Origin of the sequence: Rhodoferax ferrireducens (genome assembly GCF_031458075.1) — a bacterium.
GTDB lineage: Bacteria > Pseudomonadota > Gammaproteobacteria > Burkholderiales > Burkholderiaceae_C > Rhodoferax_B > Rhodoferax_B ferrireducens_A.
Map to the genome: position 1 here is coordinate 228,173 of NZ_JAVDXT010000001.1, position 21,332 is coordinate 249,504.

Sequence of the window (21,332 nt, forward strand, 5' to 3'; positions counted from 1 at the left end):
GCCCCTGGTTTTTCATCTTGTGGAGTCTTATGCTGATCCAACCCGTTGTGCTTTCTGGTGGCTCAGGCACCCGCCTGTGGCCGCTGTCGCGTGAAAAATACCCTAAGCAGCTGCTGCCGCTGATAGGCGACGATTCGCTGCTGCAGGCCACGGTGCGCCGGGTCGAAGGCCTGGGTCTGGGCACGATCGCGGCACCCATGGTGGTGTGCAACGAGGAATACCGCTTTGTGATTGCCGAGCAGCTGCGCCTGATGGGCCAGCCCGGCAGCATCGTGCTGGAGCCCACCGGCCGCAATACCGCGCCGGCACTGACGCTGGCCGCGCTGGCGGCGCTGCGCGGCGGCGCCGACCCGGTGCTGCTGGTGATGCCGGCCGACCATGTGATTGTCGACAAGGCGGCTTTCCAGGCCGTGGTGCGCCAGGGTGCATTGCTGGCGGACGGCGGTGCCATCGTCACCTTCGGCATCACCCCCGACAGCCCGGAAACCGGCTACGGCTATATCCAGGCCGGTGCCGCCTATGGCGACAGCGGCGCGGCCACCATCGCCCGGTTTGTCGAAAAACCCGACCAGGCGACGGCGCAGAGCTACCTGGATGCGGGCACCTATTCCTGGAACAGCGGCTTGTTCATGGTCCAGGCCTCGGTCTGGCTTGCCGCCATGGGTGTGTGCCGGGCCGACATCCTGGCGGCCTGCCAGACCGCCTGGGATGCCGGCCAGACCGATGGCGAGTTCGTCCGCGTCGGCAAAGAGGTTTTTTCGACCTGCCCCAGCGATTCCATCGACTATGCGGTGATGGAGCGGATTGCCTCCGGCCAGGCCGGCTTGCCGCCCGGCGTGGTGATTCCGCTGGCCGCCGGCTGGTCGGATGTGGGCGCCTGGGACGCTTTGTGGCAGGTGCTGCCCAAGGATGCAGCGGGCAATGTGAGCCAGGGCGACGTACTGCTGCACAACTGCCGCAACACCCTGGCCTTGTCCGAAGGCCGCTTGATCGCCTGCGTGGGCGTGGACGACATCGTGGTGGTGGAAACTGCCGACGCCATTCTGGTGGCCCACAAGGACCAGACCCAGGACGTGAAGAAGATCGTGGAAAGCCTCAAGCAGAAGGGACGCTCCGAAGGCCAGCTGCACCGCAAGGTGTTCCGGCCCTGGGGCTGGTACGACAGCGTGGACAACGGCAAACGCTTCCAGGTCAAGCGCATCGTGGTCAAACCGGGTGGCACTTTGTCGCTGCAAATGCACCACCACCGCGCCGAGCACTGGATCGTGGTCTCGGGCACGGCCAAGGTCACACGCGGTGAAGAGGTATTCCTGGTGACCGAGAATGAATCCACCTATATCCCGCTGGGCACCACCCACCGGCTGGAGAACCCGGGTCGCGTCGAGCTGGAAATGATCGAAGTGCAGTCGGGCAGCTACCTGGGTGAGGACGATATTGTCCGGTTTGAAGATGTATATGGCCGCTAGACAATTTGATCTGATTGCTTTTGACTGGGATGGCACGCTGTTCGATTCGACCGCCATCATCACCCGCAGCATCCAGGAAGCGGTGCGCGATGTGGGGGGCACCGTGCCCAGCGATGTGGCCGCGTCCTACGTGATCGGCATGGCCTTGATGCCAGCCCTCGCGCATGCCGCCCCCGATGTGCCTGTATCCAAACACGCGGAGCTGGGCGAGCGCTACCGCCACCACTACATTGCGCACCAGCACGACATTGTCTTGTTTGACGGGGTCTTGCCTATGCTGGCCGAGCTCAAGGCGCGCCAGCACAGCCTGACTGTGGCTACCGGAAAGTCGCGCCGCGGCCTGGACGAGGCTTTGCATGCGGTCGAGCTGCAAGGCGTGTTCGATGGCTCGCGTACCGCCGATGAAACCCAGGGCAAGCCGCATCCGCGCATGCTGCACGAGCTGATGCGCGAGTTTGGCGTGGCGCCTGAGCGCACCCTGATGGTCGGCGACACCACGCACGACCTGCAGATGGCGCTGAATGCCGGCTGCGCCAGCGTGGGCGTGGGCTATGGCGCACACCCGACCGATGCCTTTGACGCGTTGCAGCCGCGTTTCATCGCCCATTCGGTGGCCGAGCTGCGTGACTGGCTGAGGCAGCATGGCTGAGTCCCCGCTGATTTTTCGGGAGGTCTTGCCCGTGCAAGCCATACCTTTGTGCAATGCAGGCGATTTGCACGATGGCGGCGATGCCGTGCCGTTCGATGTCATGTACCTGGGCGAGTCCTGCCGGGCCTTTGCCATCCGCTACAACGGTCAGGCCTACGCCTATTTGAACCGTTGCACCCATGTGCCTATGGAGCTGGACTACCAGCCGAACCGCATCTTCGACGACTCCGGCGAATGGCTGCTGTGCGCCACCCACGGCGCCGCCTACCGGCCGGACACCGGCGACTGCGGCGGCGGCCCTTGCCGTGGCGGGCTGGTGAAGATCGCGCTATCCGAGCAGGACGGCGTAGTGCACTGGCATACTCGCCACCAATTGCAACCTGTTGAGTTTTAACCATGACCGACCCAATTTTTCCTGGGACCCCCGAGACCCCGCCAACGCCTGCCCGCAGCACCAGCGAGGCCAGCGGCTGGGAGCGCGCGACCCTGGAAAAGCTGGCCTTCGCTGCGCTGGCCGAGCAAAAAGCCACGCGCCGCTGGAAGACCTTTGTGCGTTTGTCCTGGTTGGTCTTCTTTATCGCCGTGGCCTGGATCGGATTGAACCGCGCTGCGCCGACGACCGATAAATCCACCGCCCATACCGCCGTGGTCGAGATCAAGGGCGAAATCGCCTCCGGGGCCGATGCCGGCGCCGAGTTCGTGGTGGCCGCCATGCGCAGTGCGTTTGAAGACGAGGGCGCCCAGGCCGTGGTGCTGCTGATCAACTCGCCAGGCGGCAGCCCGGTGCAGGCCGGCATCATCAACGACGAGATCCGACGGCTCAAAGTGCTGCACAAGAAGCCGGTGTACGCGGTGGTGGAAGAGACCTGCGCCTCGGCCGCCTACTACATCGCCGTGGCCGCCGACGCCATTTATGTCGACAAGGCCAGCATCGTCGGCAGCATTGGCGTGCTGATGGACGGTTTTGGCTTCACTGGCTTGATGGACAAGCTGGGTGTCGAGCGCCGCCTGATGACGGCCGGTGAAAACAAGGGTTTTCTGGACCCGTTCAGCCCGCAAAGCGACACCCAGCGCGCGTTTGCACAAAACATGCTGAACCAGATCCACACCCAGTTCATCGATGCGGTGAAGGCCGGCCGTGGCAAGCGCCTGAAGGAAACCCCGGAAACCTTCAGCGGCCTGTTCTGGAGCGGCCAGCAAGCCATCGAAATGGGCCTGGCCGACCACCTGGGCAACCTCGACTACGTGGCCCGCGAAGTGGTCAAGGCCGAAGAGCTGATCGATTACACCCGCCGCGAGAATGTGGCCGAACGCCTGGCCAAGCGCTTTGGTGCGGCGATTGGCGAGGGTTCGGTGCGGGCCCTGAAGAGCATTCCCGCGCTGCGCTGATCGCGCCAGCGTGCGTTAACGTCCTATCGCAAACACGGCGGGCTGGTCAGAGACCAGGCCCGCCTTGTTTTTTTGGCGCCAGCCTTTGACCGTGTCGCTGAGGGTGCGCGGCTCGGCCAGGGTCATGCCGCTGCTGACCGCCAGGCGTGTGTTTTGCTGCAAAGTCTGTAGCAGTCCCTGCAGCAAGGACGCATTGCGGTACGGTGTTTCTATGAAAATCTGGGTTTGCCCGGTCTTCAGCGCCAAGGCCTCCAGCTCGCGGATGCGCTGGCCGCGTTCCGGCTCGGCCTGCGGCACATAGCCGACAAATGCAAAGCTTTGCCCGTTCAAACCGCTGGCCGCCAGCGCCAGCAGCAGCGATACCGGTCCGACCAGCACCACCACCTCCAACCCCAGCTCGTGGGCGGCGCGTACCACCGACGAGCCCGGGTCGGCCACCGCCGGCATGCCGGCTTCGCTGACCAGGCCGATGTCCGCGCCTTGCAGGGCGGCGGCCAGCAGCGGCTTGGCGTCAAACTGGCCGCTGTGGTCGCCTTTTTTATGCACTTCCCGCGGCAGTTCCTGGATCTGCAGTGCCTGGATCGGCTGGGCCAGGGGCTGCAGCGCGTCCACCCGCTTCAGGTAGGCGCGGGTGGTTTTGGCGTTCTCGCAGATCCAGTGCTGCAGGCGGGCTGCCACCCGCAGCGTGCCCAGCGGCATCACGTCTTCCAGCGGGGTCTGGCTGCTGCAGCCGAAGTCCAGCGGCGCCGGTACCAGGTAGAGTTTGCCGGGCTTCATAGCAGGGCGACTCCGGCGGCGCGCAGCAGCTGGCAGGTGCGGATCAGCGGCAGGCCGACCAGCGCGGTCGGGTCGTCGCTGTCGATGGCGTCCAGCAGGCTGATGCCCAGGCCTTCGCTTTTGGCGCTGCCTGCGCAGTCATAGGGCTGCTCGGCACGCAGATAGGCCTCGATTTCGGCATCGCTGAGCTGGCGGAACTGCACCCGCACCGGTGCCAGCGCAGTCTGGGCAAAGCCGGTTTCCAGGCAGACCACCGACAGCGCGGTCTGGAACACCACGGTCTGGCCGCGCATCTGGCGCAGCTGGGCCACGGCGCGCTCGTGGTTGCCGGGCTTGCCCAGCGGCGTGCCGTGCAGATCGGCCACCTGGTCGGAGCCGATCACCACGGCCTGCGGGAAGCGGGCCGCCACGGCCTGGGCCTTGGCCAGCGACAGGCGCAAAGCCAGGTCGCGCGGAGATTCGCCAGGCAGCGGGGTCTCGTCGACCTCGGGGGAGGCGACCTCGAACGGAATCTGCAGGCGCTGCAGCAGTTCGCGCCGGTAGCGCGAGGTTGAGCCCAGGACCAGGGCGCGGCGGATGGGGGAGGGCGGGGAAGAATGCATGCCGGGATTCTCTTACACTGCAGGCATGAAAACCGAGATTGCCTCCACCCCCCTGGACGTGCGCGCCTTCGCGCAGTCCGCAGGTAGCCGCGCCCAGCAGGATCTGCTACAGAAATACGAGCGCCTCGCGCAGGAGGTATCTGCACCAGCGGTCGATTTGACTCTTAACTGGAGCGCGCAGGGCGAGCTGCGCGCTGTACCCGGCGGCGAGCCCGAGGTCTGGCTGCATGTGCAGGCCGACACCGTACTGCCCCTGACCTGCCAGCGCTGCCTGACGCCGGTGGACGTGGCTTTGGCGGTAGACCGCTCGTTCCGCTTTGTGGCGGACGAAGAAACGGCCGCTGCGCTGGATGACGAATCCGAAGACGATGTACTGGCGCTGGACCCGGAGTTTGACCTGGCCACCCTGGTGGAAGACGAGCTGCTGATGGAAATCCCCCTGGTGCCGCGCCACGAGGAATGCCCGGTAGAGGTCAAGCTGGAGGTGGTAGACCCGGCATTCGAGGTCGCTTTGGCCGAGAAACCCAAGCCGTTTGCCTCCCTGGCCCAGCTGCGGGGCGAGGGCTCGGACTGAGGGCTGGCGTCAAGTCACGGCCTTGGGCTATAATCTAAGGCTTCGCGCGAAAAGGCCTGTGTGCTTTTGGTTGATGTTTAATCAATGAGCCGAGGATGCCTCGGATCTGACTGCTTCGCGCTTCCTTCGTTTTCGTGTTTGTGTAATTACTTAAGCGTTTAGCTTTAAACGCATTTACTTAGGAGCCGACCATGGCCGTCCAGCAAAACAAAAAGTCCCCTTCCAAGCGCGGTATGCACCGTTCGCACAACGCACTGAACGTGCCCGGTATCGCAGTGGAGCCCACCACCGGTGAAGTTCACCTGCGCCACCACATCAGCCCCAACGGTTTTTACCGTGGCCGCCAGGTGTTGAAGAACAAATCCGAAGCCTAAGCTGCGCTTTGAATCCTGGGCCCGGTGCTACGCAACCCGTAGCCACGGGCCTTTGTTTTGATGTCTGCAATTCTGGTTTCTTGCGCCCCCTGCAGCGTTAACTCCAAGGTTGGCGCGCCATGATCACACTTGCTGTGGACTGCATGGGCGGCGACCATGGTCCGCGCGTGACCCTGCCCGCCTGCCGCCATTTCCTGGACCGTTATCCGGATGCTGCTTTGCTGTTGGTGGGTTTGCCTGCCAGTTTGGCTGAGTTTGCGCACCCGCGTGCGACCGTGGTGGTCGCCAGCGAGGTGGTGGGCATGGACGATTCCATCGAGATAGCCCTGCGCAAGAAGAAGGATTCTTCGATGCGCGTGGCGATCAGCCAGGTCAAGCAGGGTACGGCCCAGGCGGCGGTGTCCGCTGGCAATACCGGCGCCCTGATGGCGATTGCGCGCTATCTGCTGAAGACCCTGGATGGCATCGATCGCCCCGCGATTGCCGGGCAGATCCCGAATGCCAAAGGTGGCGCCACCACCGTGCTCGATCTGGGGGCGAACGTGGACTGCACGGCCGAACATTTGCTGCAGTTTGCGGTCATGGGCTCGGCCCTGGTGTCGGTGCTGAGCGATAACGAAAATCCCACGGTCGGCCTGCTGAATATTGGCGAAGAAGCCATCAAGGGCAACGAAACCATCAAGCGCTCGGGCGAGCTGCTGCGCGCGGCCGCGCAGGCTGGCGACCTGAACTTCTATGGCAACGTCGAAGGCAATGACATATTTGTGGGCACCACGGATATCGTGGTCTGCGATGGTTTTGTCGGCAATGTGGCGCTCAAGACCAGCGAAGGCCTGGCCAGCATGATCGTGAATTTCTTGCGGGTCGAGTTTTCGCGCAATCTTTTCACCAAATTTGCGGCAATTTTGTCTTATCCGGTGCTAACAGCGCTTAAAAAGCGCATGGACCACAGGCGCTACAACGGCGCGGCCTTGCTTGGCCTGCGCGGCCTGGTGTTTAAAAGCCATGGTTCGGCCGACGCTTTTGCGTTTGAGCAGGCCTTGCACCGGGCGTATGATGCAGCCCGAAACAACCTGCTGGACCGTGTCCAAGCCCGCATTGCCCATGCGGCCCCGCTTTTGGCGGTGCCGGCGGACTATGCGCTGGACACCACCGCACCCATGAGCGCATGACGAGACCATATTCCCGTATCACCGGAACCGGTAGCTATCTTCCCCCCCGCCGCCTGAGCAATGCCGATCTGGTCGCCGAATTGGCGGCCAAGGGCGTGGAGACTTCAGACGACTGGATTGTCGAGCGCACCGGCATCCGCGCCCGCCACTTTGCGGCGCCCGACGTGGCCTGCAGTGATCTGGCCCTCCATGCGGCCCAGAATGCCTTGCAGGCCGCCGGCGTAGAGGCCAAGGACATTGACCTGATCATTGTGGCCACCTCCACCCCGGACATGGTCTTCCCTTCGTCGGCCTGCATTCTGCAGAACAAGCTGGGCATTGCTGGCTGCCCGGCGTTCGATGTGCAAGCCGTGTGCAGCGGTTTTGTCTACGCGCTGACGGTGGCCGACGCGATGATACGCACCGGCACGGCGACCAAGGCCTTGGTGGTCGGTGCCGAAGTTTTCTCCCGGATTCTGGATTTCTCGGACCGCACGACCTGCGTGCTGTTCGGCGACGGTGCGGGTGCCGTGGTGCTTGAAGCCTCGGATACACCGGGTATCCTGGCCAGCGACCTGCATGCGGATGGCAAGCACGTCGGCATTCTGTGCGTACCAGGCCATGTATCGGGTGGAGCGGCTTCGGGCCATCCGCTGTTGAAGATGGACGGCCCCGCGGTGTTCAAGCTGGCGGTGGGCGTGCTGGAAGACGCAGCCCGGGCCACCTTGGCCAAAGCCGGTAAGACCCAGGAAGATATTGACTGGCTGGTGCCGCACCAGGCAAACATCCGCATCATGCAAAGCACGGCCAAGCGGCTCAAGCTGTCGATGGACAAGGTGATGGTCACGGTCGACCAGCACGGTAATACCTCGGCAGCCTCGATTCCGCTGGCGCTGGACAGCGGTGTGCGCAGCGGCAAGATCAAAAAAGGGGAGACGCTGATGCTGGAGGGCGTGGGCGGCGGCTTCACCTGGGGTGCAGTGCTGCTGAATTTGTAGCATGCTGCGCTTGTCCAATAAGCGCTAACAGCATATTTGACTCATAAATTCCATGAATAATTTTGCATTTGTGTTCCCGGGCCAGGGCTCGCAGTCTGTGGGCATGCTCGACGCCTGGGGCGACCACCCGGTGATCGCTCAGACCTTGCAGGAAGCCTCGGACGCCCTGGGTGAAAACGTCGGCCAGCTGATCAAGGAAGGCCCGAAAGAAGCCTTGGCGCTGACCACCAACACCCAGCCGGTGATGCTGGTGGCGGCCGTGGCCGCCTACCGCGCCTGGATCGCCGAGACTGGGCTGGCACCTTCGGTGGTGGCTGGCCATTCGCTGGGCGAGTATTCGGCCCTGGTGGCTTCGGGTGTACTGAGCCTGGCGCAGGCGGCGCCCCTGGTGCGCTTCCGGGCCCAGGCCATGCAGGACGCGGTGCCGGTCGGCGTCGGTGCCATGGCGGCGATTTTGGGCCTTGATGCTACTAAAGTAATAGCTGGTTGCGCAGAGGTGACGAGCGCTATGCGTGCTTTGGGCTCTGAATTTGCAGCCGAAGTGGTGGAGGCGGTGAACTTCAACGACCCCGGCCAGACCGTGATCGCCGGCAGCAAGGCGGCGGTCGAGAAGGCCTGCGAAGTCCTCAAGACCCATGGTGCCAAGCGCGCCCTGCCTTTGCCGGTGTCCGCACCTTTCCATTCCAGCCTGATGCGGCCTGCGGCCGAGAAGCTGCGCGAAAAACTGGCCCAGGTCAGTTTTGCTGCGGCCCAGATTCCGGTGGTCAACAATATCGACGTGGCGGTGGAAACCGATGCCGACCGTATCCGCGACGCCCTGGTGCGCCAGGCTTTTGGCCCGGTGCGCTGGGTGGAATGCGTGGCGGCCATCAAGGCGCGCGGCGTCACCACCCTGGTCGAATGCGGCCCGGGCAAGGTGTTGGCCGGCATGGTCAAGCGTATCGACGGCAGCCTGACGGGTCTGCCCTTGTTTGACCCGGCCAGCATGGCCGAGGTCCGGTCCAGTCTTGCGGGAGCCGCAGCATGAGCGCAGTCGAGTTTGCAGGCCAGGTGGCCCTGGTCACGGGCGCATCGCGCGGTATCGGCGCCGCGATTGCGCTGGAATTGGCGCAGCGTGGTCTGAAAGTCATAGGCACCGCGACCAGCGAAGCCGGCGCGGCAGGCATCAGCCAGGCCTTGTCGGCTTTCCCCGGTTGCAGCGGCAAGAAATTGGATGTGAATAATGCCGCCGAGGCCGAGGCGCTGATCGACAGCATCAGCAAAGAGCACGGCGGTCTGCAGGTGCTGGTGAACAACGCCGGCATCACCCGCGACACCCTGGCCATGCGCATGAAGGACGACGACTGGGATGCGGTGCTGGACACCAACCTGAAAGCCGTATTCCGCATGAGCCGGGCCGTGATGCGCACAATGATGAAACAACGCTATGGCCGCATCATCAGCATCACCTCGGTGGTGGGCGCGTCTGGCAACCCCGGCCAGGCCAACTACGCGGCTGCCAAGGCCGGTGTGGCCGGCATGACCCGCGCTTTGGCACGCGAACTGGGCTCGCGCGGCATCACGGTGAACTGCGTGGCGCCTGGCTTTATCAACACCGATATGACTGCCAGCCTGCCGGAAGAGCAGCAAAAAGCCCTGCTGGGACAAATTCCTTTGGGCCACCTGGGCTTGCCAGCGGATATCGCACATGCGGTGGCCTATCTGGCCTCGCCGCAGGCGGCTTATGTGACGGGGCAGGAACTGCACGTCAACGGCGGCATGTATATGTAGCCTTGGCATTGCGCCAAACCAAATCCAGCCGTTCTATCCGTACGGCAGTCTGGGCAGGGGATCTTCTGCAGCCCGGCTAAAATCACGGATTCTTTTACAACCCTCAGAGGGAACTATGAGCGATATCGAAGCACGCGTTAAAAAAATCATTGCCGAACAACTTGGCGTGGAAGAAACCCAAGTCACCAGCGAAAAGTCTTTTGTGGCCGATCTGGGTGCCGACTCGCTGGACACCGTGGAACTGGTGATGGCTCTGGAAGATGAGTTTGGTATTGAGATTCCCGACGAAGATGCCGAGAAGATCACCACCGTGCAAAACGCGATCGACTACGCAACCAGCCACCAAAAGGCGTAAAACTCCGGCGCGTGGTGTCTGGGTGTCCGTACCCGGCTGGAACAAGGCGTTGCCATACGCCTGCCGCGCCGTTTTTTCACGCTGCCAGCGTCTCTATTGTGTGAACCCACAGGGCCGCAATAGGACTGCAGCATCTGCAGCATCTGTGCTGCTAACCACACAAATTTAATTATGTCCCGTCGTCGTGTTGTCGTCACAGGTTTAGGGTGCGTCAGCCCCGTGGGTAACACGGTGGCCGATGCCTGGTCGGCTTTGCTGGCCGGTCAGTCGGGCATTGACCTGATCAAATCGTTTGATGCCAGTCCGTTCTCCTGCAAGTTTGCGGGGGAGGTCAAGGGCTTTGACATCAATGCGCTGATTCCCGAAAAAGAAGCGCGCCACATGGACCGCTTCATCCACCTGGGACTGGCCGCCGCCATCGAAGCGGTCGCCGACGCGGGACTGGCGACGGGCGATGCGCTGAGCGAAGAAGACGCCATGCGCATAGGCTGCAATATTGGTTCGGGTATCGGTGGTTTGCCGATGATCGAGCAAACCCATGCCGAATACGCCAGCCGTGGTGCACGCCGGATTTCGCCGTTTTTTGTACCGGCCTCGATCATCAACATGATCTCGGGCCATGTGTCGATCAAATTCGGCTTCAAAGGCCCGAACATCGCGGTGGCAACGGCTTGCACTACCGGCTTGCACGCTATTGGGGTGTCGGCCCGGATGATCGAATACGGCGATTGCGACGTGATGGTCGCCGGTGGCGCCGAGTCCACCATGTCGCCTTTGGGTCTGGGCGGCTTTGCCGCAGCCCGCGCCCTGAGCACCCGCAATGACGACCCACGCACCGCTTCGCGCCCCTGGGACAAGGACCGTGACGGTTTTGTGCTCGGCGAAGGCGCTGGCGTGCTGGTCATCGAAGAATACGAACACGCCAAAGCCCGTGGCGCCAAGATTTACGCCGAGATCGTCGGCTTTGGCATGAGCGGCGATGGTTTTCACATGACGGCGCCCAATGTCGACGGCCCCCGCCGTTCGATGCAGATGGCGCTGAAGAATGCAGGTGTGAATCCTGACCAGGTGGATTACCTGAACGCCCACGGCACCTCTACGCCTTTGGGTGACGCGAACGAAACCAATGCGATCAAGCTCGCGTTCGGCGACCACGCGAAGAAACTGGTGGTCAACTCCACCAAGTCCATGACCGGCCATTTGCTGGGCGGCGCGGGCGGCATCGAAAGTGTGTTCACCGTGTTGGCCCTGCACCAGCAGAAGAGCCCGCCCACGATCAATATCTTCAACCAAGACCCTGAATGCGATCTGGATTACTGTGCCAATACCGCGCGGGATATGCAGATTGATGTGGCGGTGAAGAACAACTTCGGCTTTGGCGGTACCAACGGTACGCTGGTGTTCAAGCGGATTTGATCCGTATCCAGGCTACACAGATCGTATTTCTGAGCGTTTTCCAGCCATGCACAGCGCCCCGTCGGTGAGTTATCCGGTGGGGCGTTCGCGTTTTCTGGCCCATGTACAGCTAGTCTTATGGCTGCTGGGCGCGGCCACGGTGGCAGCCTGGTGCGCACAGGTGGATATGTTGGGATGGCGCCAGGCGCTGGCCTTGGCCAGCCTGGTATGCACTGGGGCTTTTGCCTGGCGGGGCTGGCGGCGGATGCCGGTAGGCGGGCTGCGCTGGGATGGCCAGCAGTGGTTCTGGACCGGTGCCGGCGAGCCTCTGGCCGTGACCCTGCAGCTCCACTTGGACTGGCAGCGGCATATGCTGCTCAGTTGCCAGCCACCGGGTGCGGCGCTGCGCTGGTGCTGGGTCGAGCAGGCCAGCCAACCGCAGCGCTGGCGTGACCTGCGGCGTGCGGTATATTCGCCCGCCAGAGCACATGCGGCGCCCGATAGCGTGCTTTTGTCTGAACCATGACCTCACTTCCCCCCCCTGTTCTCAACACGCCGGCCACGGCGACCGATAGCGATTTGATGCTGGTCGAGCGCACGGTCGCGGGGGACCAGCGCGCCTATGGGCTGCTGGTGGTCAAGTACCAGCGCCGCATCCAGCGCCTGATAGGCCGCATGGTGCGAGATGTGGACCTGGTGGAAGACATTGCCCAGGAAACCTTTATCCGCGCCTACCGTGCCTTGCCCAAGTTCCGCGGCGACGCGCAGTTCTATACCTGGCTGTACCGGATTGCGATCAACACCGCCAAGAAGACCTTGATGGATTTCAAGCGCGACCCCACGGTCTCTGAAGCCGCGATGCGACCTTCGGATGACGAAGATGAAACTTACTTCCGGAAAAACGAACCAACCAGCTCGGAAACCCCGGACACCGTGCTGGCAGCCAAGCAGATTTCGACCGCAGTGAACGAAGCCATGGAGGCGCTGCCCGAAGATTTGCGCCAGGCGGTGACTTTGCGCGAGATAGAAGGCATGAGCTACGAAGACATTGCAGAAATGATGCAGTGCCCGATCGGCACGGTGCGTTCGCGCATTTTTCGGGCCCGGGAGGCGATTTCAGCGCGGGTCAAGCCCTTGCTGGAGAGCCAGTCCGGCAAGCGCTGGTGAGCCAGGCAATAGATTGAAGACGTGGTAACAGGATACAAGGTGACGCACATGGCAACGGAACATGCTTTCGACCCGCAAGACACGCTCTCGGCATTGGCCGACGGGCAGTTGCGCGGGGAGGCTTTTGCCCAGGCGGTAGAACAGGTGGCGAACCAGCCCGAGGCGCAGGCGACTTGGCACGCCTACCACGTAGTGGGTGATGTGCTGCGCTCGCATGAATTCGCCGAATGTGCGGGGGATATGGATTTCCTCGCCCGGTTCCAGAGTCGCTTGGCGCAAGAGCCTGCGCTGGTACCTACGGTGAATGCTGCGAATTTAATAGCTATCAAGGCATATGCGAGTAGCGCAGAAGCTGTATTTGATGCTGAGAATGAGCCGGTGGATGTGGCGGCCAACGAACCGCGTTTCGCCTGGAAGCTGGTCGCCGGCGTGGCATCTTTGGTGGCGGTCGTTGCCGTCAGCTGGAATGTGCTGGGCGGTTTGGGTGCCACGCCGCCTGCGGCCCAGCTGGCCCAGGCGGTGACCGCGCCGGTAGCCCAGGTGCAGCAGACCGTGGCTCTGGCCGGCGGCGAACCCCAGGTGATGCTGCGCGATGCACGTCTGGATGCCTTGATGGCCGCGCACAAGCAGGTGGGCGGTACCTCGGCCCTGCAGATGCCGGCGGGCTTCTTGCGCAACGCCACCTTTGAAAGCCCAGCCCCTTGAGGGCAAAAGGCCAGGAAAGCACGCGATATGCACGTTAGAACCTATCCCGCCCTGCTGGCCGCGCTGTGCGCGGCCATGCTGCTGCCGTTGGCGCAGGCCCAGCAGGCGGTGCGCGCGCAGCCTGTCGCATCGTCCAGCGAGCCTGCGGTGGTCGAGCGCACGGTGAGCGAGTGGTTGATGCGCATGCACGAGGCGTCGCGCAAGCGTACCTATGTGGGTACGTTCGTGGTGTCGTCGGGTACTGGCAGCCTGTCCAGCGCACGCATCTGGCATGCCTGCGATGGCGCCCAGCAAATGGAACGGGTCGAGTCCCTGACCGGCGCGCCGCGTTCGATCTTCCGCCGCAACGACCAAGTCATCACCTTTTTGCCGGACAGCAAGGTCGCGGTGACGGAAACGCGCGAATCTTTGGGACTGTTTCCCAACCTCTTGCAAACCGGCGATTCGGCGATTCCGGCGTTTTACGGCGCCAAGCAGGTCGGCAGCGACCGCGTAGCCGGCTTTGATGCCGATGTGGTGGTGCTCAAGCCCAAGGACAGTCTGCGCTATGGCTACCGGATTTGGAGCGAGAAGAAATCCGGCCTGGTGGTCAAGCTGCAAACCCTGGATGCAGAGGGCCGGGTGCTCGAGCAGGCTGCCTTCTCCGAGCTGCAGCTAGATGCCCCGGTGAAGATGGAGAAACTCGGCCAGATGATGGCCAATACCGCAGGCTACCGGGTCGAAACCTCGGCCATGGTGAAGACCACGGCCTTGTCCGAAGGCTGGGTGCTGAAGAATGGCGTGCCCGGCTTCCAGCCCATGAGCTGCTTCCGGCGCTCGGTAGGTACGGGTACCGCTGCGGACGGCATGGTGCAATGGGTTTTCTCGGATGGACTGGCGTCAGTTTCGCTGTTCGTCGAGGCGTTCGAGTTGCAGCGCCATCTGCAGGAGGGCAGCACGGCGATGGGCGCAACCCAGTCGTTGACCCGCCGTATCGGCGACTGGTGGCTGACCGCTGTAGGCGAAGTTCCGCAGGCCACTCTCAAAGCATTTGCCCATGGGCTAGAGCGCAAGAAATAAGCGCAGGCCCGACTATTTCTCTGTTTTTCTCTCTTGGTTTTTGAAGAAAGCACGACGATGTTTCAACTCAGCTTGAAAAATATGCGTTCCTATGCGGTGGCCTGCTCCATGGCAGTCATTTCTGTCGGCATGCTGGCACCGATTGCACCGACATGGGCGCAAACCCGTACCTTGCCCGACTTCACCGATCTGGTCGAGCAGGTAGGCCCATCGGTGGTGAACATCCGCACACTGGAAAAAGTCTCCAGCCAGGCGGCCGCGGGCAACGGTATTGACGAAGACATGCTGGAGTTCTTCAAGCGTTTCGGCGTACCCGTGCCCAATGTGCCGCGCCAGACTCCGCGCCAGCCCAAGCAGCAGCCCGAAGAAGAAACCCCGCGCGGTGTGGGATCGGGCTTTATTCTGAGTTCCGACGGTCTGATCATGACCAATGCCCATGTGGTGGAGGGTGCCGACGAAGTGCTTGTGACCCTGACCGACAAGCGCGAGTTCAAGGCCAAAATCATGGGCTACGACAAGCGCAGCGATGTGGCCGTGGTCAAGATCGATGCTACCGGACTGCCTGCCGTGAAGGTAGGTGACGTGGGGCGCCTCAAGGTGGGTGAATGGGTGATGGCGATTGGCTCGCCCTTCGGCCTGGAGAACACCGTCACCGCTGGCATCGTCAGCGCCAAACAACGCGATACGGGCGACTATCTGTCGTTCATCCAGACCGATGTGGCGATCAATCCCGGCAATTCGGGCGGGCCGCTGATCAATATGCGTGGTGAAGTGGTGGGCATCAACAGCCAGATCTACTCCCGCTCAGGTGGTTTCATGGGCATCTCGTTTGCCATCCCGATCGACGAGGCGACCCGCGTGAGCGAGCAGCTGCGGGTTTCGGGCCGGGTGTCGCGCGGCCGTATCGGTGTACAGATTGAATCCGTGTCGAAGGAAGTGGCGGAGTCGGTGGGCTTGGGCAAGGCCCAGGGCGCATTCGTGCGCGGCGTGGAAACCGGTTCGCCCGCCGAAAAAGCCGGTGTCGAGGCCGGCGACATCATCACCAAGTTCGACGGCAAGGCGATCGAGAAATCGTCGGACCTGCCACGCCTGGTGGGCAATACCAAGCCAGGCTCCAAAAGCAGCCTGACCGTGTTTCGCCGTGGGGCGCCCAAAGACCTGAATGTGTTGATCGCCGAGATTGAGGACGACAAGCCAGTCAAGAAGGCTTCCTCCAAAGAAGACAAACCCAAGGCCTCGTCTGCTGGTCAATTGCTGGGCTTGGCGGTGAGTGAGCTCAGCGATGCGCAGAAGAAAGAGCTGAAGATCAAGGGCGGCGTCAAGGTGGACAGCGCGATAGAGGGCGCTGCCCGTGCGGGCGTGAAAGAGGGCGATGTGATCGTGGCGATTGCCAATACCGAGGTCAATAACGTCAAGGAGTTCGAGGCCGCCGTTGCCAAGATGGACAAATCCAAGCCGGTAAACCTGTTGTTCCGCCGTGGTGAATGGGCGCAGTATGCGTTGATCCGGCCGGCTAAATAAGCGCCGCAGTGCTTAAAAGCCCCCCTCCCGAGTCGGGTTTGGGGCTTTTAGCGGAGCACAAACCCCCAAAAATGGGTGTCACAAAAATTTCTTGGAGCTTAAAAGCGGGGCTTTAATGTTTGTGATCACTAACTTCAAAATCGGCTAGTAACGATTTTGGATAGAATCCACCGCGCGCTCTATAGGTTTTGGACATATCAAAAATGCTGGAAACCACAATGCGGGACGAAGCCCTGTGGTGCACAGGCGGTCCACAAGTTGTCCAGAAACCTATCCACCGATGCTGTTAATAAGTTGTGCATAAGATTCCTGTTGTGGCCTTGCAACGCCTGACCTGTGCCCGTGTGCGGGCTTTGCTAAGCCGCCTTTTTGCCTACAATGAAGTTCCAGCTATCGCAGTTGCCAAAGATTGTTGGTTCAGGGCGCGTTCGTTATCGACGCGCCCTTTTTTCGTTTCTGCGTCTTTTTAATTCAACCACTTAAAGCTTCCCGTTGATGAATCACATCAGAAATTTCTCCATCATTGCGCATATTGACCATGGCAAATCCACGCTGGCAGACCGCTTGATTCAGCGCTGCGGCGGCCTGGCCGAACGCGAAATGGAGGCCCAGGTGCTCGACTCGATGGACATCGAAAAAGAGCGTGGGATAACTATCAAGGCGCAGACGGCAGCGCTGCACTACAAGGCCAAGGATGGTCAGATCTACAACCTGAATCTGATCGACACGCCCGGCCATGTGGACTTCTCGTACGAGGTGAGTCGCTCGCTGTCTGCGTGTGAAGGCGCGTTGCTGGTGGTCGATGCCAGCCAGGGCGTGGAAGCACAAACTGTGGCCAATTGCTACACCGCGCTCGACCTCGGCGTCGAGGTGATGCCTGTGCTGAACAAAATCGATTTGCCCAATGCAGATCTCGACAACGCCCGGGCTGAAATCGAAGACGTGATCGGTATCGATGCGACCGATGCCATCCCCTGTTCGGCTAAAACGGGTGTGGGTATTGACGAGATTCTGGAGGCCATCGTGGCCAAGGTGCCGGCCCCCAAGGGCAACCCGAATGCACCCTTGCGCGCCATGATCATCGACAGCTGGTTTGATTCTTACGTCGGTGTGGTGATGTTGGTGCGGGTGGTCGATGGCCGTTTGGGCAAGGGCGAGCGCATCCGCATGATGGCCTCGGGCGCGGTCTACAACGCCGATAACCTGGGCGTGTTCACACCGGCCACCGAAGTACGCCAATCGCTGGAGGCCGGCGAGGTGGGCTTCATCATTGCGGGCATCAAGGAGCTGCAAGCGGCCAAGGTGGGCGATACCGTCACCCTGGAAAAAAAGCTGCCCAACAATGAGGGCCCTGCGGCCGAGGCCTTGCCAGGTTTCAAGGAAATCCAGCCCCAGGTGTTTGCCGGTCTGTATCCGACCGAGGCCAGCGAGTACGACTCGTTGCGCGATGCGCTGGAAAAGCTCAAGCTCAACGATGCATCGCTGCACTACGAGCCCGAGGTATCGCAGGCGCTGGGTTTCGGTTTCCGTTGCGGCTTTTTGGGCCTGTTGCACATGGAGATCGTGCAGGAGCGCCTGGAGCGCGAATTCGACCAGGACCTGATCACCACCGCACCCAGCGTGGTCTACCAGGTGGCACGCTCTGACGGCAGCATCACCATGGTGGAAAACCCCTCCAAGATGCCGGATTCCAGCCGCATGGAGGAGATTCGCGAGCCCATCGTGACCGTGCATCTGTACATGCCGCAAGAGTACGTGGGCGTAGTGATGACGCTGGCCAACCAGAAGCGTGGCGTGCAGATGAACATGGCCTACAAGGGCCGCCAGGTTGTGCTGACCTACGAGATGCCGCTGGCCGAGATCGTGCTCGATTTCTTCGACAAGCTCAAATCGGTGAGCCGCGGTTATGCCTCGATGGACTACGAGTTCAAAGAGTACCGCGCAGCCGATGTGGTCAAGGTCGACATTCTGCTCAACAGCGAGAAGGTCGATGCGCTGTCTATCATCGTGCACCGCAGCCAGTCCCAGTACCGGGGCCGGGCCGTGGTGGCCAAAATGCGCGAGATTATTTCGCGCCAGCAGTTCGACGTGGCGATCCAGGCGGCTATCGGCTCCGGCATTATTGCGCGTGAGACAATCAAAGCGCTGCGCAAGAACGTGATCGCCAAGTGCTATGGCGGCGATATTTCGCGCAAGAAGAAACTTCTCGAAAAACAAAAGGCCGGTAAAAAACGCATGAAGCAAATCGGCTCCGTCGAAGTGCCGCAAGAGGCGTTTTTGGCTATTCTCCAGGTGGAAGATTGATGCAAGTTTTGACGGCGATGATTTTGGCGGCTTTTGTAGGTTACGGAGGCGCCTGGTACATGGGATTGCTGGAAGGGAATTTTGCCCTGCTGCTGTTTTTGGCAACCCTGGTCACCGGCCTGTACTGGTTGGCCGAGAAGTTTTATTTCCTGCCACGCCGCAAACAGGCGGCTTTGGACCTCGAAAAAGCCTCCGAGTTGCGCTTGGCAGAGCTCAAGAAGATGGGTATCACCCAGGTCGACCAGGTGGTACCCGATGCCCAGGCGCGTTTGCTGATGCAACCCTGGTGGCTGGACTGGACGGCCGGCCTGTTCCCGGTGATCGTGGCGGTGTTTCTGCTGCGTTCCTTCCTGTTTGAGCCGTTCAAGATTCCGTCCGGTTCGATGATTCCCACGCTGCTGGTCGGTGACCTGATCCTGGTGAACAAATTCCACTACGGTGTGCGCCTGCCGGTGCTCAATACCAAGATTACTGAGGGCACGCCGCCCCAGCGTGGCGACGTGATGGTGTTCCGTTACCCCCCCAAGCCCAGCCTGGACTACATCAAGCGGGTGGTCGGCGTACCGGGTGATGAGGTGGCTTACATCAACAAACGCCTGACCGTCAACGGCAAGGCGATCGACACCACGGCCTTGCCCGACTTTTTCGACGAAGACCAGATGCGCTACTTCAAGCAGTTTGAAGAAAAGCTCGGCGACAAACCGCATCGTCTGCTGAATGACGACGACCGTCCGGCCTTTGTGCAGGGGGCCGACGATTTTGCGTTCCGCAAAAACTGCCAGTACAGCGTCGAAGGCGTGGTTTGCAAAGTGCCCGAAGGCCAGTACTTCATGATGGGCGACAACCGCGACAATTCGCTCGATTCGCGCTACTGGGGCTTTGTGCCGGACAAGAACATCGTGGGCAAGGCCTTCTTTGTCTGGATGAATTTCGGCAGCCTCAAGCGCATTGGCGGATTCAACTAGCCTGATACAGCTCGTAAGGACACAGCATGAAACATCCTCTCAAATCCAAACAACGCGGCCTGTCTTTCATTGGACTGGTGCTGACCTCGGCACTGATCGTCTCGGTGTTCATCGTGGGTGCCAAGCTGGTGCCGACCGTGATCGAACACCAGGCGATTTTGAAAGCGCTGAACAAAGCCCAGGGCGGCAATACCGTGCCCGAAGTGCGCGCCATTTTCGACAAGGCCGCCACCATTGACGATATTTCGTCGGTGTCCGGCAAAGACCTGGAAGTGACCAAGAACGGCGAGAAAGTCGTGGTCAAGGTGGCATACAACAAAGAAATCGAACTGGTCGGCCCTGCGTATTTGCTGATCAAGTACACCGGATCCAGCAAATAGCGTGAACGATGGCCTGTTAGCACTGCAGCAACGTCTGCAGCATGTTTTTTCCGATAGCAAGCTGCTGGTGCGTGCCACCACCCACCGCAGCTTTTCGGCCGACCACAACGAGCGGCTGGAATTCCTGGGCGATTCGGTCCTGAACCTGTCCGTCGCGGGCATGCTCTACACCCGGCTGAAGGATCTGCCCGAGGGCGACCTGTCCCGCGTCCGCGCGAACATGGTCAAGCAGGACACCTTGCACCAGCTTGCCGTCGGGCTGGATCTGCCCAGCGTGCTGCGCCTGGGGGAGGGCGAGGCCCGTTCCGGCGGACAAAAGCGTCCGTCCATCCTGGCCGATGCCCTGGAAGCCGTGATTGGCGCGGTGTATCTGGACGCCGGCTATGGGGCCGCAGAAGCCCTGGTCCAGCGCCTGTTCAAGGCGGTGGAAATCAACCCGCAGATGCAGGCCATTGGCAAAGACCCGAAAACCGAGTTGCAGGAGTGGCTGCAGGGTCGCAAAATGAAAGTACCCGCCTACCGCGTGGTCAGCACCCTGGGGGCTGCCCATCGGCAGACCTTCGATGTGGAATGTGAAATTGTTGAGCTCGGCCAAACCGAGCGCGGCATTGGCGGCTCGCGCCGCGCTGGCGAACAGGCGGCGGCCGCTGCCATGCTGGTAAAACTGAATCTCAAGCCGTCGCCGTGAAAGCTCCTCAAATGACCGCTACCCCTTCTTCTCCTCCCGTTCCGGCGACCGAGCCTTCCGATGCGCCAGACGACCTGTCTTCGCTGGAAGGCATGCTGGCGAACCTGAAAAAATCCTCCCCCGGCACCACCGACACCACCGGCCAGCGCTGCGGCCTGGTTGCCATCGTCGGCAAGCCCAACGTCGGCAAGTCCACCCTGCTGAATGCCGTGGTGGGCCAGAAGATCAGCATCACCTCGCGCAAGGCCCAGACCACGCGGCACCGCATCACCGGCATCCGCACGCGCGACAACACCCAGTTCGTGTTCGTCGATACGCCTGGCTTCCAGACCCACCACAACAATGCACTGAACCGCTCGCTGAACAAGACCGTGCTCGGCGCGGTCGGTGATGTGGATCTGATCCTGTTCGTGGTCGAGGCCGGCAGCTTCACCCTGGCCGATGCCAAGGTGCTGTCCTTGCTCAAGCAAGACATCCCGGTGCTGCTGATCGCCAATAAGCTGGACAATGTGCACCGCCGCGCCGAAATCGCGCCCTGGCTGCAAACCATGCAGGAACGTCACCAATTCGCCGAATTCGTGCCCATGTCGGCCAAGAACGCCAAGGACGTGGAGCGCCTGTTCGCCATCTGCGCCAAGTACCTGCCCGAACAAGGCTGGTGGTACGCCGAGGACGAACTGACCGACCGCAGCGAGAAGTTCCAGGCGGCCGAAACCGTGCGCGAAAAGCTGTTCCGTCTGACCGGCGATGAGCTGCCTTACACCTCCACCGTCATCATCGACAAGTTCGAAGAAGAACCTCCCGCCCGCAAAGGCCAGAAGCGCCTGCTGAAGATCGCCGCCACCATTGTGGTCGAGCGCGATGGCCACAAGGCCATGGTGATCGGCGACAAGGGCGAGCGTATCAAGCGCATCGGCATGGAAACCCGTGTCGAACTCGAAAAACTGATGGACGCCAAGGTGTTCATCGAGGTCTGGGTCAAGGTCCGTTCCGGCTGGGCCGATGATGAGGCGCGCGTCCGCAGTTTTGGCTACGAGTGATTC

Annotated in this window: 24 protein-coding genes; 22 read left to right on the plus strand and 2 right to left on the minus strand. The window is 61.6% G+C overall.

Annotation, left to right across the window (positions count from 1 at the left end; genetic code table 11):
• Positions 1-29 precede the first annotated feature (29 nt).
• The 4 genes from J2X19_RS01145 to J2X19_RS01160 are packed head-to-tail and all read left to right on the plus strand — an operon-like array spanning position 30 to position 3,504.
• A complete protein-coding gene (locus tag J2X19_RS01145; RefSeq protein WP_310369863.1) occupies positions 30-1,466 on the plus strand; it encodes a mannose-1-phosphate guanylyltransferase/mannose-6-phosphate isomerase in 1,437 nt (478 codons plus the stop codon).
• Entirely contained in the window at positions 1,456-2,115 is a 660-nt protein-coding gene (locus J2X19_RS01150; protein ID WP_310369866.1) for an HAD family hydrolase, read from the plus strand. Before J2X19_RS01145 ends, J2X19_RS01150 begins: the two co-directional genes overlap by 11 nt.
• Positions 2,108-2,509 carry a Rieske (2Fe-2S) protein gene (locus J2X19_RS01155; RefSeq protein ID WP_310369868.1) on the plus strand — a complete coding sequence of 134 codons (402 nt, stop codon included), beginning with the start codon at positions 2,108-2,110 and terminating at the stop codon, positions 2,507-2,509. Before J2X19_RS01150 ends, J2X19_RS01155 begins: the two co-directional genes overlap by 8 nt.
• A gap of 2 nt (positions 2,510-2,511) precedes the next feature.
• Positions 2,512-3,504, plus strand: a complete 993-nt coding sequence (locus J2X19_RS01160; protein WP_310369870.1) for a S49 family peptidase — start codon at positions 2,512-2,514, stop codon at positions 3,502-3,504.
• A gap of 15 nt (positions 3,505-3,519) precedes the next feature.
• Here J2X19_RS01160 and J2X19_RS01165 read toward each other — a convergent pair whose 3' ends face one another.
• Together J2X19_RS01165 and J2X19_RS01170 are read right to left on the minus strand one after the other, a co-directional pair.
• Positions 3,520-4,281: an SAM-dependent methyltransferase gene (locus tag J2X19_RS01165; RefSeq protein WP_310369872.1), complete on the minus strand. Its 762-nt coding sequence runs from the start codon at positions 4,279-4,281 to the stop codon at positions 3,520-3,522.
• Positions 4,278-4,883, minus strand: a complete 606-nt coding sequence (locus J2X19_RS01170) for a Maf family nucleotide pyrophosphatase (RefSeq protein WP_310369874.1) — start codon at positions 4,881-4,883, stop codon at positions 4,278-4,280. Before J2X19_RS01170 ends, J2X19_RS01165 begins: the two co-directional genes overlap by 4 nt.
• Before the next feature lie 25 nt (positions 4,884-4,908).
• Between J2X19_RS01170 and J2X19_RS01175 the strand changes: the two genes are divergently transcribed.
• The 18 genes from J2X19_RS01175 to era all read left to right on the plus strand — a co-directional run bounded on the left by J2X19_RS01175 (position 4,909) and on the right by era (position 21,329).
• Positions 4,909-5,457, plus strand: coding sequence for a YceD family protein (locus J2X19_RS01175; RefSeq protein ID WP_310369875.1), 549 nt, complete (start codon positions 4,909-4,911; stop codon positions 5,455-5,457).
• Between the two features lie 191 nt (positions 5,458-5,648).
• Complete coding sequence (gene rpmF / locus J2X19_RS01180; protein WP_066086119.1) at positions 5,649-5,831, plus strand: 50S ribosomal protein L32; 183 nt, start codon at positions 5,649-5,651, stop codon at positions 5,829-5,831.
• Between the two features lie 119 nt (positions 5,832-5,950).
• Complete coding sequence (gene plsX / locus J2X19_RS01185; RefSeq protein ID WP_310369888.1) at positions 5,951-7,003, plus strand: phosphate acyltransferase PlsX; 1,053 nt, start codon at positions 5,951-5,953, stop codon at positions 7,001-7,003.
• Entirely contained in the window at positions 7,000-7,980 is a 981-nt protein-coding gene (locus tag J2X19_RS01190; protein WP_310369891.1) for a beta-ketoacyl-ACP synthase III, read from the plus strand. The genes plsX and J2X19_RS01190 overlap by 4 nt, the downstream gene beginning before the upstream one ends.
• 52 nt (positions 7,981-8,032) lie before the next feature.
• The gene (fabD, locus tag J2X19_RS01195) at positions 8,033-9,007 is read left to right on the plus strand and encodes an ACP S-malonyltransferase (RefSeq protein ID WP_310369893.1); all 975 of its coding nucleotides are present in this window, start codon (positions 8,033-8,035) and stop codon (positions 9,005-9,007) included.
• Positions 9,004-9,750 (plus strand): 3-oxoacyl-ACP reductase FabG, encoded by a 747-nt coding sequence (gene fabG / locus J2X19_RS01200; protein ID WP_310369895.1) that lies wholly within the window; start codon positions 9,004-9,006, stop codon positions 9,748-9,750. Before fabD ends, fabG begins: the two co-directional genes overlap by 4 nt.
• 115 nt (positions 9,751-9,865) lie before the next feature.
• The gene (gene acpP, locus J2X19_RS01205; protein WP_092758151.1) at positions 9,866-10,105 is read left to right on the plus strand and encodes an acyl carrier protein; all 240 of its coding nucleotides are present in this window, start codon (positions 9,866-9,868) and stop codon (positions 10,103-10,105) included.
• Positions 10,106-10,276: 171 nt separating this feature from the next.
• Positions 10,277-11,521 carry a beta-ketoacyl-ACP synthase II gene (gene fabF / locus J2X19_RS01210; protein WP_116605867.1) on the plus strand — a complete coding sequence of 415 codons (1,245 nt, stop codon included), beginning with the start codon at positions 10,277-10,279 and terminating at the stop codon, positions 11,519-11,521.
• A gap of 46 nt (positions 11,522-11,567) precedes the next feature.
• A complete protein-coding gene (locus tag J2X19_RS01215; protein ID WP_310369900.1) occupies positions 11,568-12,026 on the plus strand; it encodes a hypothetical protein in 459 nt (152 codons plus the stop codon).
• Entirely contained in the window at positions 12,023-12,667 is a 645-nt protein-coding gene (rpoE, locus tag J2X19_RS01220; protein ID WP_310369902.1) for an RNA polymerase sigma factor RpoE, read from the plus strand. The genes J2X19_RS01215 and rpoE overlap by 4 nt, the downstream gene beginning before the upstream one ends.
• Before the next feature lie 48 nt (positions 12,668-12,715).
• Positions 12,716-13,372: a sigma-E factor negative regulatory protein gene (locus J2X19_RS01225; RefSeq protein WP_310369904.1), complete on the plus strand. Its 657-nt coding sequence runs from the start codon at positions 12,716-12,718 to the stop codon at positions 13,370-13,372.
• A gap of 27 nt (positions 13,373-13,399) precedes the next feature.
• Positions 13,400-14,431 carry a MucB/RseB C-terminal domain-containing protein gene (locus J2X19_RS01230; RefSeq protein ID WP_310369906.1) on the plus strand — a complete coding sequence of 344 codons (1,032 nt, stop codon included), beginning with the start codon at positions 13,400-13,402 and terminating at the stop codon, positions 14,429-14,431.
• Positions 14,432-14,539: 108 nt separating this feature from the next.
• Positions 14,540-15,952: a DegQ family serine endoprotease gene (locus tag J2X19_RS01235; protein ID WP_405048582.1), complete on the plus strand. Its 1,413-nt coding sequence runs from the start codon at positions 14,540-14,542 to the stop codon at positions 15,950-15,952.
• Between the two features lie 495 nt (positions 15,953-16,447).
• Complete coding sequence (lepA, locus tag J2X19_RS01240; RefSeq protein WP_116605872.1) at positions 16,448-18,256, plus strand: translation elongation factor 4; 1,809 nt, start codon at positions 16,448-16,450, stop codon at positions 18,254-18,256.
• Entirely contained in the window at positions 18,256-19,221 is a 966-nt protein-coding gene (lepB, locus tag J2X19_RS01245; RefSeq protein WP_116605873.1) for a signal peptidase I, read from the plus strand. The genes lepA and lepB overlap by 1 nt, the downstream gene beginning before the upstream one ends.
• 26 nt (positions 19,222-19,247) lie before the next feature.
• Positions 19,248-19,601 (plus strand): DUF4845 domain-containing protein, encoded by a 354-nt coding sequence (locus J2X19_RS01250; protein ID WP_116605874.1) that lies wholly within the window; start codon positions 19,248-19,250, stop codon positions 19,599-19,601.
• Position 19,602: 1 nt separating this feature from the next.
• Positions 19,603-20,289: a ribonuclease III gene (rnc, locus tag J2X19_RS01255; RefSeq protein WP_116605875.1), complete on the plus strand. Its 687-nt coding sequence runs from the start codon at positions 19,603-19,605 to the stop codon at positions 20,287-20,289.
• 92 nt (positions 20,290-20,381) lie between these two features.
• Positions 20,382-21,329, plus strand: a complete 948-nt coding sequence (gene era / locus J2X19_RS01260; RefSeq protein ID WP_116605876.1) for a GTPase Era — start codon at positions 20,382-20,384, stop codon at positions 21,327-21,329.
• Positions 21,330-21,332: the final 3 nt, after the last annotated feature.

Bases quoted from the DNA above. Each gene is read 5' to 3' on its own strand.
- J2X19_RS01230 (WP_310369906.1), top strand. From the start codon at position 13,400: ATGCACGTTAGAACCTATCCCGCCCTGCTGGCCGCGCTGTGCGCGGCC.
- lepB (WP_116605873.1), top strand. From the start codon at position 18,256: ATGCAAGTTTTGACGGCGATGATTTTGGCGGCTTTTGTAGGTTACGGA.
- J2X19_RS01225 (WP_310369904.1), top strand. From the start codon at position 12,716: ATGGCAACGGAACATGCTTTCGACCCGCAAGACACGCTCTCGGCATTG.
- acpP (WP_092758151.1), top strand. From the start codon at position 9,866: ATGAGCGATATCGAAGCACGCGTTAAAAAAATCATTGCCGAACAACTT.
- rpoE (WP_310369902.1), top strand. From the start codon at position 12,023: ATGACCTCACTTCCCCCCCCTGTTCTCAACACGCCGGCCACGGCGACC.
- J2X19_RS01175 (WP_310369875.1), top strand. From the start codon at position 4,909: ATGAAAACCGAGATTGCCTCCACCCCCCTGGACGTGCGCGCCTTCGCG.
- rpmF (WP_066086119.1), top strand. From the start codon at position 5,649: ATGGCCGTCCAGCAAAACAAAAAGTCCCCTTCCAAGCGCGGTATGCAC.
- J2X19_RS01145 (WP_310369863.1), top strand. From the start codon at position 30: ATGCTGATCCAACCCGTTGTGCTTTCTGGTGGCTCAGGCACCCGCCTG.
- J2X19_RS01250 (WP_116605874.1), top strand. From the start codon at position 19,248: ATGAAACATCCTCTCAAATCCAAACAACGCGGCCTGTCTTTCATTGGA.
- era (WP_116605876.1), top strand. From the start codon at position 20,382: ATGCTGGCGAACCTGAAAAAATCCTCCCCCGGCACCACCGACACCACC.
- J2X19_RS01190 (WP_310369891.1), top strand. From the start codon at position 7,000: ATGACGAGACCATATTCCCGTATCACCGGAACCGGTAGCTATCTTCCC.
- fabF (WP_116605867.1), top strand. From the start codon at position 10,277: ATGTCCCGTCGTCGTGTTGTCGTCACAGGTTTAGGGTGCGTCAGCCCC.
- J2X19_RS01235 (WP_405048582.1), top strand. From the start codon at position 14,540: ATGGCAGTCATTTCTGTCGGCATGCTGGCACCGATTGCACCGACATGG.
- fabD (WP_310369893.1), top strand. From the start codon at position 8,033: ATGAATAATTTTGCATTTGTGTTCCCGGGCCAGGGCTCGCAGTCTGTG.
- fabG (WP_310369895.1), top strand. From the start codon at position 9,004: ATGAGCGCAGTCGAGTTTGCAGGCCAGGTGGCCCTGGTCACGGGCGCA.
- plsX (WP_310369888.1), top strand. From the start codon at position 5,951: ATGATCACACTTGCTGTGGACTGCATGGGCGGCGACCATGGTCCGCGC.
- J2X19_RS01150 (WP_310369866.1), top strand. From the start codon at position 1,456: ATGGCCGCTAGACAATTTGATCTGATTGCTTTTGACTGGGATGGCACG.
- J2X19_RS01160 (WP_310369870.1), top strand. From the start codon at position 2,512: ATGACCGACCCAATTTTTCCTGGGACCCCCGAGACCCCGCCAACGCCT.
- J2X19_RS01215 (WP_310369900.1), top strand. From the start codon at position 11,568: ATGCACAGCGCCCCGTCGGTGAGTTATCCGGTGGGGCGTTCGCGTTTT.
- J2X19_RS01170 (WP_310369874.1), bottom strand. From the start codon at position 4,883: ATGCATTCTTCCCCGCCCTCCCCCATCCGCCGCGCCCTGGTCCTGGGC.
- J2X19_RS01165 (WP_310369872.1), bottom strand. From the start codon at position 4,281: ATGAAGCCCGGCAAACTCTACCTGGTACCGGCGCCGCTGGACTTCGGC.
- lepA (WP_116605872.1), top strand. From the start codon at position 16,448: ATGAATCACATCAGAAATTTCTCCATCATTGCGCATATTGACCATGGC.
- J2X19_RS01155 (WP_310369868.1), top strand. From the start codon at position 2,108: ATGGCTGAGTCCCCGCTGATTTTTCGGGAGGTCTTGCCCGTGCAAGCC.